This window comes from Streptomyces rhizosphaerihabitans (genome assembly GCF_025399795.1).
Taxonomy (GTDB): domain Bacteria; phylum Actinomycetota; class Actinomycetes; order Streptomycetales; family Streptomycetaceae; genus Streptomyces; species Streptomyces rhizosphaerihabitans.
Genome location: NZ_JAODTZ010000035.1, coordinates 94,055 through 106,386, shown reverse-complemented (window position 1 = coordinate 106,386; position 12,332 = coordinate 94,055). Strand labels below are relative to the sequence as shown.

Sequence of the window (12,332 nt, the reverse complement as noted above, 5' to 3'; positions counted from 1 at the left end):
CACCGGCGCCCGCACCCGCGTCTCCCGCGCCCAGCGTCGCGCCGACCGCCGCCAGCGCGGTGGTGACCGGCTGGAAGAAGGTCTCGCCGCCGGCGGTGCAGTCACCGCTGCCGCCCGAGGTCAGGCCGACCGCGCCGCCGTCCTGGGTGAACAGGGAGCCGCCACTGTCGCCCGCCTCGGCGCACACATCGGTCTGGATGAGGCCGGTGACCGTGCCCTCCGGATAGTTCACGGTGGCGTCCAGACCGGTCACGTTGCCGTTGTGGAGACCGGTGGTGCTGCCCATCCGGAAGACCTGCTGGCCCACGGCGGCCTCGACGGCCTGGTTGATCTGGACGCTCTGCCCGTTGCCGACATTGACCGCGCTGTTCGTCTGCGTGGCCGGGTCGTCGTACTTGACGAGGGCGAAGTCACCGTTGCCGGGGAACGTGGCCTGGTCGACGGTGGCGATGGACGCGCCGGTCTGCGAGTCCGACCACTTGGCGGCGGCGACACCGCAGTGGCCCGCGGTGAGGAAGGCGGGGGTGCCGTCGCCCGCGGTGACGTTGAAGCCGAGCGAACAGCGCGCGTTGCCGCCGAAGATGGCGTCGCCGCCGTCGACGAACGTCTTGAAGGTTCCCGCGGACTTCTTGAGGGTCGCCACGCCCGAACCGAGGTTCTTGACGGTCGACTCCACGGTGTCCCACTTGGTGCCCGTGACGGTGGAGTCCGCGGTCACCTGGATCTCGTTGGTCTTCGGGTCGACGGCCCATGCCGTGCCCGGGATCGTCGCGTCCGCCTTCAGCGTCTTGGCGGCGGCCTGCAGCGCCGAGGTGCTGTTCTGCACCTGGTGCGCCACGGCGCCTGCCTGCTCGATCTGATTGACGACGTTGCTGTTGTTACCGACGATGTTGATGACCAGCTGCTTCTTCGCCGGGTCGTAGTACGACCCCGCGAAGGCGTCGCCCAGTTGGGTGGCGAGCATGGAGGCGACGCTCGAGACATCGGTCGCCTTGAACGTTCTGGGAGAGGCGTCGTCCCCGTGCGACTGCGACGCGTTGGCGTGGGGCAGCAGAAGAGCCGCTGCTCCGAGCGCCGCGACGCTGCCTACCGCGATGGCGGCCTTGCGCTTGGGTATCCGTTTGTGACTCAACTCTTGACCTCCTGGGGACGGGGTCGATGCCGCGTCCGGCAGCTGACTGGGGGCGCCTGGTTGCCTGTTGATACGCGTGCGTCACACGGGGCGTTCAACTGCCATTGCAAATAGCGGGAGTTGGTCGACACAAAGGCATGGATTGCGGGGACAATCGGGCCATTCCGCCGCACGGAACCGGGAATTCGGAGCGAACGGGAAACGCGAAGCGCCGAACGGGGCCGGAGGCCGAGGGCTACGGTGTGCGACCGGGCGACGACGCTCCGTCGACGATCAAGAACGGAATCCCGGGTTCAGGGAATCTGCACAGCCCATGCTCAACCAAGTCACCTCGTACGGGGGATCTGCACAGGCGTGCGCCCCCCTGCGTGCCATTGGGCCGGGACTGTCCCATTCGGTGCGCAAGCGGCAAGGGTTCGCGTGCATCGATGCCGCGCAGCATGTGAAGAAGTGGCCGCAGAGGCGTGTGGGCGCCTGCACGGTTCACCGCCCGTGGAGCACAAGTTCGCAGGTGAGAGCCCTGGTTGATTGGAAGCGCGCCCCGGGCCCGTGCTTTGATCCGGTGCACCGCAGAGGTCGCGGCACCGCTCCCGGGAACGGGAGCCGCACCCCTGCGGTGGCGGCCGTCATCTGTCCCCCAGAGGGGGCCGCTCTCCCCCCTTGTGAATATCCATATGAAGGGAAGTTCCATCATGAACTCCACCCCCCGTGTCGAGACCGCCGAGATCTCCGACGCCGACCTCGACAACGTCTCCGGCGGCCTCGCCCTGAACGCCGTCGGCACCGTCACCGGCCTGGTGGACAGCGTTGCCCCGGTCTCCGGCGTCCTGGGTACGGCCGTCGGCACCGTCGAGGGTGTGACCGGCCTGAACACCGCCCCGGTCACCGGCCTGGTCGCCGGTCTCTGATCGCGTTTCACGCCGCCGAGTCCCGGAGCCGCCCCACCGGTTCCGGGACTCTCGGGTGCCGTAGGCCTCTCGAACAGGTGAGGGAAGTCCCGTGCAGTTCCGCCAACAGGCCCTCGCCAAGCTGCGGTCGCCCGAAGAGCTCGACCTTCCGGTGCGCTTCGCCCGCCCGCAGGGCTGGCTCGTCCTGTCCGTGACGGTCGTCGCCATGGCCGCCGCGTCCGTCTGGGCCGTGACCGGCACCGTCGCCTCCGCGGTCGGCGCGCCCGCCGTCCTGACGCACGCGGAGGGCAGTTACATCCTGCAGAGCCCTGTCGCGGGACAGGTCACCGCGGTCCTCGCGAAGGAGGGCGAACGGCTTCCCGCGAACGCCCCCGTGCTGAAGGTCCGTACGGCGCAAGGCCGGTCGGCCGTCGTCCGCACGGTCGCCGCGGGCCGTGTCACCGCGCTCGCCGCCACCATCGGCGCGATCATCTCGACCGGCGCGAACGTGGCCGCCGTGGAGAAGGTCGCCCGCGCCGACGACCCGCTGTACGCGACGGTGTACGTCTCCGCCGGGAGCGCCGCCACGATTCCCGCCGGCGCGGCCGTCGACCTCACTGTCCAGTCGGTGCCGACCCAGCGGTACGGGGTGCTGCGCGGACATGTGAGGACGGTGGGCCGGAGCGTGCAGACCCGGCAGCAGATCGCCGCCTACCTGGGCGACGACCAGTTGGGCGAGCAGTTCACCGCGAAGGGCAGGCCGGTGGCCGTCCTGGTCCGGCTCGACCGTTCGTCCGCCACCCGGAGCGGCCTGAAGTGGTCGTCCGCAGACGGACCACCGTACGCACTCACCTCCATGACCCTCGCCACGGCTTCGATCCGGCTGGCCGGTCAGCGCCCCGTCGATTGGCTCCTGCCGTGACCACCGCACCGGACACCCGCAACAGACGGCGCGCGGCCCCGCCCCGGCGCAGCGTTCCCAAGGGCCGGGTCAAGAGCGTCCGCACCCCCACCGTTCTCCAGATGGAGGCCGTGGAGTGCGGTGCGGCGTCCCTCGCCATGGTGCTCGGCCACTACGGCCGGCACATCCCGCTCGAAGAGCTGCGCATCGCGTGCGGTGTCTCGCGGGACGGCTCGCGCGCGAGCAACCTGCTGAAGGCGGCGCGCAGTTACGGCCTGACCGCCAAAGGCATGCAGATGGACACGGCCGCGCTCGCCGAGGTGCGGGGGCCCGCGATCCTGTTCTGGGAGTTCAACCACTATGTCGTGTACGACGGCATGGGGCGCCGCTTCGGGCGCCGGGGTGTACACATCAACGACCCCGGCAAGGGCCGCCGTTTCGTGCCGATGGAGGACTTCGACACCGGCTTCACCGGAGTCGTCCTCGTCATGGAGCCGGGGCCCGAGTTCCGCCGCGGTGGTCGCAGACCAGGGGTGCTGGGCGCCATGCCGGCCCGGCTGCGCGGCACTTCGGGCACGATGCCCGCCGCCGTGCTGGCGAGTCTGCTCCTGGTGGCGGTCGGCGCGGCGGTGCCCGCGCTCAGCCGGACGTTCATCGACCAGTATCTGATCGGCGGTCAGAGTTCGCTGCTCGGAGTGCTGTTCGCGTCGATGGGTGCCTCGGTGCTGCTCACGGTGGTGCTGACCTGGTTGCAGCAGGCGAATCTGCTGCGCGGCCGCATCATCTCCTCGACGCTCTCCAGCGCCCGTTTCCTGCGCCATCTGCTGCGGCTGCCGGTCACCTTCTTCTCCCAGCGCAGCCCGGCCGACCTGGTGCAGCGGCTCCAGTCGAACGACGCGGTGGCCGAGACCCTGGCCCGCGATCTGGCCGCCGCGGGTGTGGACGCGGTCGTCGTCGTCCTCTACGCCGTGCTCCTGTACACGTACGACCCGCAGCTGACGGCCGTCGGCATCGGTGTCGCGCTGCTCAACGTGGTGGCGATGCGGGTGGTGATCCGGCTGCGCGCGACCCGCACCGCCAAGCTCCGCGCCGACATGGCCCGGCTGACCAACACCGCTTACAGCGGACTCCAGTTGATCGAGACGATGAAGGCCACCGGCGGTGAGGACGGCTACTTCCGCAAGTGGGCCGGACAGCACGCCACCACGCTGGAGGAACAGCAGCGCCTCGGGGTGCCGAGCGCCTGGCTGGGGGTGGTCGCCCCGACCCTCGCGACGCTCAACAGCGCGCTGATCCTGTGGATCGGCGGTCTGCGGGCCGTCGAGGGCCATGTCTCCGTGGGCCTTCTGGTCGCCTTCCAGGCGCTGGTCACCCGCTTCACCGCGCCGATCACACGGCTCAACGGTGTCGCGGGCCGCATCCAGGACTTCGCCGCCGACGTGGCACGTCTGAAGGACGTCGAGAACTTCCGGGCCGACCCGCTCTACGCCCGCGCGGGCACCGGTGAGTCCACCCGGCGACTGCAGGGTCATGTGGAGCTGGAGAACATCACGTTCGGCTACAGCCCGCTCGACAAGCCGCTGCTCACCGGGTTCTCGCTGACGGTCGGCCCGGGGCAGCAGGTCGCGCTGGTCGGCGGCTCGGGCAGCGGCAAGTCGACGGTCTCCCGGCTGATCTCGGGCCTGTACGCGCCGTGGGAGGGCACGATCCGGATCGACGGCCGACGGCTGGAGGACATCCCGCGCGGCGCGCTCGCGGCCTCCGTCTCCTTCGTCGACCAGGACGTCTTCCTCTTCGAGGGAACCGTCCGCGACAACGTGGCGCTGTGGGATCCGTCGATCCCGGAGGACGCGGTGGTCGCCGCCCTTCAGGACGCGGCGCTGTACGACGTCGTGACGCGCCGTCCCGGCGGGATCCACAGCCGGGTCGAGCAGGACGGGCGGAACTTCTCCGGCGGTCAGCGGCAACGCCTGGAGATCGCGCGGGCGTTGGTGCGCAGGCCCAGCATTCTGGTGCTCGACGAGGTGACCAGCGCCCTGGACGCGGAGACGGAGCAGAGCGTCATGGACAACCTGCGCCGGCGCGGCTGCGCCTGTGTGGTGATCGCCCACCGGCTCAGCACCGTGCGGGACAGCGACGAGATCGTCGTACTCGATCACGGTTCGATCGTGGAACGCGGGCGGCACGAGGCACTGGTGGCGGCCGGCGGTCCGTACGCCGGTCTGGTCAGGGAGCGTTGAGATGACCACGGTTCACGAGGGCGTCCATGAGCAGGACGTGGTGCTCGGCGCGCTCGGCGGTATGGGCACGCCGGTCGGCTGCGTGGGGCTGAGCCGCCTCGATCTGGAGGGTCCGCAGGTCCTGTGGCTGGTGGCCGCGGGCGCCATGGACCTCTTCGCGGTCGACGCCGTGCAGCAGGGGCACTGGCATCACCTCGGCCGGCTCGAAGCGGGCTCTTTGCTGCTCGGTCCGGTGACGGGTCCTCAGCACACCCTGGTGGGACGGCCGTTGCGGGACTGCGAAGTACGTCGGATCGGATTGCGGGAGCTGTACCAGCAGGCCGACACGGCGACCTGGTCGTACGACGCCTACGGCAACCCGCAGTACGTGCCGCCGACGGAGAGCCCGCTGGAGTACGCGCTCGCCCTCGGCGTCGGACGCAGTCTGTCCATCCTCATCCAGGCTCCGACGGCGGCGGAGAACGCGGCGGCGCCCACCGACGACGATGTCTTCTGGATGCGGGTGCCGCCGGGAAGCGTGCGGTACGGCTCCCTGTACGGGGCCGAGGCGGCGGCCGATCTGCTGATGGACTCCGGGGTCTGGCAGGGCATGGTCGACCAGCAGTACCGGCTGCTGTCCACGCTCGACCGCTGGATCGAAGAACTGGAGGCCGGTCACGAGGACCGTACGGCGGCGGGCATCAAGGCCGGTGAGGCCGTCCGCGCCCAGGCCGACCGCACCCTGCTCGCGTCGATCGGCAGAGCGTCGGGGAAGCGCCCGACCGCGGCCGAGACGGACGCCACGTACGCGGCTTGCGAACTGGTCGCGCGCGCGGCCGGGATCACCCTCGCCGAGCGAGCGCGCAGTGGCACCGAGAGCGACCGGCTCGACCCCGTCGAGCGGATCGCGCTCGCCTCACGGATCCGGGCCCGCGCGGTGCGTCTCGACGGGCGGTGGTGGCGCGACGACATCGGCCCGCTGGTCGGCCACCGGGCGGTGTCCGGTGCGCCGGTCGCGCTGCTGTGGCGGCGCGGCGGATATGTGGCCGTGCAGCCGTCGTCCGGGCGCGAGACACCGGTCGAGAAGGCCAACGCGGCGGAGTTCGAGCCGCGGGCCGTGATGTTCTACCGTCCGCTGCCCGAGCGGAAGTCGAGTCCGCTGCGGCTGCTGCGGTTCTGTCTCACGGGTACAGGCGGAGATCTGCGGAACCTCGCGATCAGCTCTCTGGTGACCGTGGCGATCGGCGCGCTGGTGCCGATCGCCACGGGCAAGGTGCTCGGCGAGTACGTGCCGAAGGCCGAGCACGGCCTGATCGTGCAGGTCTGTCTCGCGCTCATGATCACCAGCGTCGTGTCGGCGGCCTTCATGCTGTTGCAGAACCTCACGCTGCTGCGGATGGAGGGCCGGATCGAGGCGAGTCTCCAACCGGCCGTGTGGGACCGGTTGCTGCGGTTGCCGACGGCGTTCTTCGCGTCCCGCTCGACCGGTGAGCTGGCCAGTGCCGCGATGGGCATCAGCGCGATCCGCCGGCTTCTCGCGGGGGTCGGCCCGACACTCGCGCAGGCGGGCACGGTCGGCGCGATGAACCTGGGTCTGCTGCTCTGGTTCAGTGTGCCGATGGCGCTGGCCGCGATCGGCATGCTGGTGGTGATCGCGGCCGTGTTCCTCGGTCTCGGTCTGTGGCAGGTGCGCGGGCAGCGCCGTCTGGTGGTGCTGAGCAACAAACTCAACAACCAGGCCTTCCAGACCCTGCGCGGTCTGCCCAAACTGCGGGTCGCGGCGGCCGAGAACTACGCGTACGCGGCCTGGGCGGGCGAGTTCGCCCGCAGCCGTGAGCTCCAGCAGCAGGTCGGCCGCGTCAAGAACCTGACGACGGTGATGGGCGCGGTGTATCTGCCGCTGTGCTCCCTGCTGATGTTCATGCTGCTGGCGGGCCCGGCGCACGGCTCGCTGTCGGCCGCTGACTTCCTCACCTTCAACACGTCGATGACGATGCTGCTGACCTCGGTCACCCAGATAACCGGCGCGTTCGTCTCCGCGGCGGCCGCGCTGCCGATGTTCGAGGAGATCAGGCCGGTGCTCGACGCGACGCCCGAGGTGCGGGTGGCGAGCACCCGTCCCGGTGTCCTGTCCGGCGGGATCGAGGCGCGGCGGCTGTCGTTCCGGTACGCCGACGACGGTCCGCTCGTCCTCGACGACGTGTCGTTCGCGATCCGGCCGGGCGAGTTCGTGGCGATCGTCGGGCCGAGCGGCTGCGGCAAGTCCACCCTGCTGCGGCTGCTGATCGGCTTCGACAGGCCCGTGTCGGGCAGCGTGCTCTACGACGGCCAGGATCTGGGGGCGCTCGACCAGTCCGCCGTACGCCGTCAGTGCGGTGTGGTGCTCCAGCACGCGCAGCCGTTCACCGGGTCGATCCTCGACTGCATCTGCGGCACTGAGCCGTACACGCCGGAGGAGGCGATGGAGGCGGCCGAGATGGCGGGCCTGGCCGAGGACATCAGGCGGATGCCCATGGGCCTGCACACCCTCGTCGCGGGCAGCGGCGCGATCTCGGGCGGCCAGCGCCAGCGTCTGATGATCGCCCAGGCGTTGATACGACGGCCACGCATCCTCTTCTTCGACGAGGCGACCAGCGCCCTCGACAACGCGACACAGCGCACGGTGATCGAGAGCACCAAGGCGCTCAACGCCACCCGGGTGGTGATCGCGCACCGGCTGTCGACGGTGCTCGACGCGGACCGTGTCATCGTGATGGAGAACGGCCGGGTGGCCCAGCAGGGCCCGCCCGCACAGTTGTTGGCGGACACGGGCGGGCGGCTGCACGAACTGGTGCGACGGCAGCTGGCCTGAGCGGTCAGTCCGTCCCCGGGACCGGCGCGCCGGAAGGGACACCCGCCTCGACGTAGGCCTCGTAGATCTCCTTCCAGACCGTGTTCCCCCCGGCGCGCGGGCCGTCGGGCCGTTCGCCGCGGGCCGTCGTGTCGAGGGCGGTGAGGCACACCTCCCAGCCGGCGCCGTTGCGGGCGGCCGTGTCCGGCTCGGCGAGCACATTGGTGAGCGTGAAGCGGGTGCGCCGGCCGTCGAGGGCTTCGAGGTCGAAGCGCAGTTCGTCGCCGCCCCACTCGAAGGAGAGATGACGGGGCGGGTCGACGGCGAGGACACGGCCCGTCGACTCCGGCATGTTCGGATCGCCGCTGAACGTGATCGTGCCGCCGGGGCGCAGCTCCATCTCTGCACGGGAGGGGAACCACGCTGCCAGTTCGTCGGGGTCGGTCACGAACCGCCAGACGCGGTCGACGGGGTGGTCATAGGTGCGGCTGAAGCGGACGGCGGGGCGGCCGTCGTCCAAGGTGAGGTACGTCCCGGTGCGGGCGGTGGCTTCGGCGGACATGGTGACTCAGCCCTTCGGTGAGGGTGCCTTCGGTGGGAGTGCCTTCGATGCGGGTGCTTCGCCGTTCGGCTGCTTTCGATCATGCGGGAACGGCTCTTCGGCGTGGTCCGACGGCTCGCCCGTCACTCGGCCTCGATCCCCGTCCAGGCGGCGGCCGAGGGCGTCCAGGCTCTCGTTCCACAGCGTGCGGTACGGGGTGAGCCAGGCGTCGAGTGCGGCGATCGGGGCCGGGTCGAGGGCGTAGACCCGGCGTTGCGCGTCCTGCCGTACCCGGACGAGCCCCGCGTCGCGCAGCACCCGCAGATGCTTCGAGGTGCCCGGCTGGCTGAGCCCGCACGCCTCGACGATCTCACCGACGGACCGGGGGCGCTCCAGCAGGAGCGCGACGATGGCCCGCCGGTGGGGGTCTGCGAGGGCGGCCCAGAGGGAGGCGTCGTCGGACATGAAACCAATATGCCTCTCCAGTTATATGACCGTCAAGGAATACATGGGACCGACGTCACACCGGGCCACCTAGCGAAACGTTGCCGTTTCGTTCGACGGGGTTTAAGGTCGAACCGTCGATGTGTACGAAACCGTTTCGTTTACGTACATGCAATGAGCGACTTCCCTGGAGTGCTTCTCCCATGTCCCAGACCCTGACCAAAGGCACCGGCGCGGGTGCCGCGGACCCGGCGTCCGCACCCGCGTCGAAGCGGCGATGGTGGATCCTCTCCATCATCGGCATCGCCCAGCTGATGGTGGTCCTCGACGCCACCATCGTGAACATCGCCCTGCCCTCCGCCCAGGCGGACCTCGGCTTCTCCGACGGCAACCGGCAGTGGATCGTCACCGCGTACTCGCTGGCCTTCGCCTCCCTGCTGCTGCTCGGCGGGCGCATCGCGGACCTCTTCGGACGCAAGCCCGCCTTCCTGGTCGGTGTCGCCGGGTTCGCCGGGGCCTCCGTCCTGGGCGGCGTCTCCAACAGCTTCGGGATGCTGGTCACCGCCCGCGCACTGCAAGGTGTGTTCGGCGCCCTCCTCGCGCCGGCCGCCCTCTCCCTGCTGAACACGACGTTCACCGACGCCAAGGAGCGCGCCAAGGCGTTCAGCGTGTACGGCGCGATCGCCGGTGCCGGTGGCGCGGTGGGCCTGCTGCTCGGCGGCCTCCTGACCGACGCGCTCGACTGGCGCTGGACGCTGTTCGTCAACCTCGTCTTCGCGGTCGTCGCCTTCGCCGGCGGCTGGGTCCTGCTGAGCGGTCACCGTGACGCGGCGAACTCCAAGCTCGACCTGCCGGGCACCCTGCTGGTCTCCACCGGCCTCTTCGCCGTGGTCTACGGTTTCTCCAACGCCGAGACGCACCACTGGAGTTCGCCCGCCACCTGGGGCTTCCTGACCGTGGGCGGCATCCTGCTGGCCGCGTTCGCCCGGTGGCAGACGCGGGCGAAGCACCCGCTGCTGCCGATGCGCGTCCTGCTCGACCGCAACCGGGCCGCCTCGTTCCTCGCGGTGCTCATCACCGGCGCGGGCATGTTCGGCGTCTTCCTCTTCCTCACCTACTACCTTCAGCTGAACCTCGGCTTCAGCCCCACCAAGACGGGTGTGGCGTTCCTGCCGATGATGGCGGCCCTGATGGTCATGGCCCAGGTCTCCACCACGGTCCTGGTGCCCCGGATCGGGCCGAAGGCGGTCATCCCCGCGGGCTTCGCGGTCGCCGCGCTCGGCATGGCCTGGCTGACCGGCATCGGCATCGACTCGTCCTTCTCGACCGACGTGCTGCCGCCGCTGCTGCTGATCGGTGCCGGCCTCGGCATGGTGATGCCGCCCGCCATGTCACTGGCCACCAGCGGGATCGCTCCCGAAGACGCGGGTGTGGCCTCCGCGACCGTCAACACCATGCAGCAGGTGGGCGGTTCGATCGGTACGGCCCTGCTGAGCACACTCGCCGCGAGTGCCTCGACCAGCTATCTCGCAGGCAAGGACGCGACGGACAAGCTGGTCCAGGCCCAGTCGACGATCGAGAGCTACACCACCGCCTTCTGGTGGTCGGCCGGCTTCTTCGCCGCCGGAGCGCTCCTCGCGCTCGTGCTCTACCGCCGCGGCACGCCGGCCCAGGACCCGGACGCCGCACCGGTCGTACACATGTGACCAGGTCCTGACCCGGTCACCCATCAGGCCGAGGGGCCGCCGTCCGCAGGGAGACGGCGGCCCCTCACCCGTCGCCGGTAGCGGGCCGTCGCGGCGACCCGGCGCGCCTCCTGGCGCAGTTCGCCTCCCGGCCGGACGGGCCGGTACACGACCAGCGCCCGCCGCTCCTTCTCCAGCCGCAACCCGGCCGCGCCGGGGTGGACTTCGCCGTCGTACGCGAGGGCGCCGGCGCCGATGATCCCGTCCAGCTCCACCCAGGGAACCTGCTCCGCGCCGTAGACCCGTGAGTGACTCAGGGTCCCGAGGACCGCGGAGGCGACGACACGGGTCCGGGCGAGGCGGTGGTCGGCGTCGACCAGGCGTACATCGAGCAGCCCGTCGTCCAGACGCGGCCGGAAGGCGGGGGCGAGGCCTTCGGGGGCGTAACGGCCGTTGCCCGCGAGGAGCAGCCACAGGCGGCGGGGCCGGCCGTTGACGTTCAGCTCGATGGGACGCGCGGTGCTCAGCACCCGGACCAGGGCGACGGCCGCCGCCGGCCCGCCGCCCCAGCGCCGCGCCAACTGGTCCCGGAGCCGCACGAGTTCGGGGTACGGACCGATGCTGAACGTGTTGAGGAACGGCATGTCCTGTCCCGTCACCGGGCGGGCGACGCCGATGTCCACCGACACCGCCTCGCCCCCGGCGACGGCGACGGAGGTGTCCTCGAAGTCGCAGGTGCCCACGTCCAGCGCGAAGTGGTTGAGGGTGCCGCCGGGGAACACGGCCAGCGCCAGCCCCCGTTCGGCCGCCGCGCGGGCAGCGGCGTTGACACTGCCGTCGCCGCCGCAGACCCCGAGCGCGCCACCGGTCTCCGCGGCCCGGTCGGCCGCCGCGGCGAGCAGCTCCGCGAAGTCGTCACCGGGACCGCGCTCGATCAGTTCGGCCTCGGGCAGCAGGGCGCGCAGCCGCCCGGCGGGCGACAGCGGTGCCGCGGACGCGCCGGCACCGGAACCGCCGCCCGCACGGGCACTGGCAGCGGCTCGGTCGTTGACGAAGACGACCAGCCCCTTGCCGAGTGGCAGTGCGGGCGCCCGCGCGGCGGGCCGCTCCCGCTCCGGTACGGCGGGGCGCGGCGGCCACCAGCGGCAGGTGAGGGCCGCCGCGCCCACGCCGATGGCCACGCCGGCGAGCACGTCTCCCGGGTAGTGGACCCCTACGTAGACACGCGAGAAGGCGACGGCGGCGGCCACGGGCGTGACCAGGGCGCCATAGCGCGTGGACTCCAGGGCGACCGCGGTGGCGAAGGCCGCGGCGGAGGCGGAGTGCCCGGACGGGAAGGATGTGGTGTGCGGCTGACGGGACAGGTGCCGGATGGAGGGGACGCCTTCCAGCAGCGGGCGGGGGCGCCGGGCGCTCCACTTCACCAGCGTGTTGACAGTGAACGAGGCCAGCGCCAGTGAGCCGAGGCCGCGCAGCGCCGCCCGTCGTCCCGTGGACCCGCCGACCAGGCCGAGTCCCGCCGCCGTGCCGATCCACAGGCACCCGTGGTTGGCCGCGTGGCTGAGCCGCCGCAGTGCCGGATCGGCTCCGGGCACCCGCGCCGCGGCCACCCGTGTGAACAGCCGCTGGTCCCATTCGACGAGTACACCCATGCTCCACCGCTACGCCGCCTCGGCCGCGTCGGCATCCCGGG

9 protein-coding genes are annotated in these 12,332 nt (G+C 71.1%); 5 read left to right on the top strand and 4 right to left on the bottom strand.

The window, feature by feature from the left end; translation table 11 throughout:
• A partial coding sequence (locus tag N4G66_RS29610) for a S1 family peptidase (RefSeq protein ID WP_261707317.1) occupies positions 1–1,132 on the bottom strand: 1,132 nt, incomplete at its 3' end.
• Positions 1,133–1,824: 692 nt separating this feature from the next.
• On the opposite strand from N4G66_RS29610, the gene N4G66_RS29605 reads away from it, so the two are divergent.
• The 4 genes from N4G66_RS29605 to N4G66_RS29590 all read left to right on the top strand — a co-directional run bounded on the left by N4G66_RS29605 (position 1,825) and on the right by N4G66_RS29590 (position 7,990).
• Entirely contained in the window at positions 1,825–2,040 is a 216-nt protein-coding gene (locus N4G66_RS29605) for a type A2 lantipeptide (RefSeq protein ID WP_261707316.1), read from the top strand.
• 91 nt (positions 2,041–2,131) lie between these two features.
• Positions 2,132–2,941: an HlyD family efflux transporter periplasmic adaptor subunit gene (locus N4G66_RS29600; protein ID WP_261707315.1), complete on the top strand. Its 810-nt coding sequence runs from the start codon at positions 2,132–2,134 to the stop codon at positions 2,939–2,941.
• On the top strand, positions 2,938–5,160 hold the full coding sequence (locus N4G66_RS29595; RefSeq protein WP_261707314.1) for an NHLP family bacteriocin export ABC transporter peptidase/permease/ATPase subunit: 2,223 nt from the start codon (positions 2,938–2,940) through the stop codon (positions 5,158–5,160). Before N4G66_RS29600 ends, N4G66_RS29595 begins: the two co-directional genes overlap by 4 nt.
• Before the next feature lies 1 nt (position 5,161).
• A complete protein-coding gene (locus N4G66_RS29590; protein ID WP_261707313.1) occupies positions 5,162–7,990 on the top strand; it encodes an NHLP bacteriocin export ABC transporter permease/ATPase subunit in 2,829 nt (942 codons plus the stop codon).
• Between the two features lie 4 nt (positions 7,991–7,994).
• On the opposite strand, the gene N4G66_RS29585 is transcribed toward N4G66_RS29590, so the two are convergent.
• Entirely contained in the window at positions 7,995–8,531 is a 537-nt protein-coding gene (locus N4G66_RS29585) for an SRPBCC family protein (RefSeq protein ID WP_261707312.1), read from the bottom strand.
• Positions 8,532–8,537: 6 nt separating this feature from the next.
• On the bottom strand, positions 8,538–8,975 hold the full coding sequence (locus tag N4G66_RS29580; protein WP_261707311.1) for an ArsR/SmtB family transcription factor: 438 nt from the start codon (positions 8,973–8,975) through the stop codon (positions 8,538–8,540).
• A gap of 182 nt (positions 8,976–9,157) precedes the next feature.
• On the opposite strand from N4G66_RS29580, the gene N4G66_RS29575 reads away from it, so the two are divergent.
• Positions 9,158–10,660, top strand: coding sequence for an MFS transporter (locus tag N4G66_RS29575; RefSeq protein WP_261707310.1), 1,503 nt, complete (start codon positions 9,158–9,160; stop codon positions 10,658–10,660).
• A gap of 23 nt (positions 10,661–10,683) precedes the next feature.
• On the opposite strand, the gene N4G66_RS29570 is transcribed toward N4G66_RS29575, so the two are convergent.
• Complete coding sequence (locus tag N4G66_RS29570; RefSeq protein WP_261707309.1) at positions 10,684–12,291, bottom strand: bifunctional phosphatase PAP2/diacylglycerol kinase family protein; 1,608 nt, start codon at positions 12,289–12,291, stop codon at positions 10,684–10,686.
• Positions 12,292–12,332: the final 41 nt, after the last annotated feature.

What these genes read in the sequence shown, in the direction of transcription:
- N4G66_RS29605 (WP_261707316.1), top strand. Translation starts at nt 1,825, where the DNA reads ATGAACTCCACCCCCCGTGTCGAGACCGCCGAGATCTCCGACGCCGAC.
- N4G66_RS29590 (WP_261707313.1), top strand. Translation starts at nt 5,162, where the DNA reads ATGACCACGGTTCACGAGGGCGTCCATGAGCAGGACGTGGTGCTCGGC.
- N4G66_RS29585 (WP_261707312.1), bottom strand. Translation starts at nt 8,531, where the DNA reads ATGTCCGCCGAAGCCACCGCCCGCACCGGGACGTACCTCACCTTGGAC.
- N4G66_RS29580 (WP_261707311.1), bottom strand. Translation starts at nt 8,975, where the DNA reads ATGTCCGACGACGCCTCCCTCTGGGCCGCCCTCGCAGACCCCCACCGG.
- N4G66_RS29575 (WP_261707310.1), top strand. Translation starts at nt 9,158, where the DNA reads ATGTCCCAGACCCTGACCAAAGGCACCGGCGCGGGTGCCGCGGACCCG.
- N4G66_RS29570 (WP_261707309.1), bottom strand. Translation starts at nt 12,291, where the DNA reads ATGGGTGTACTCGTCGAATGGGACCAGCGGCTGTTCACACGGGTGGCC.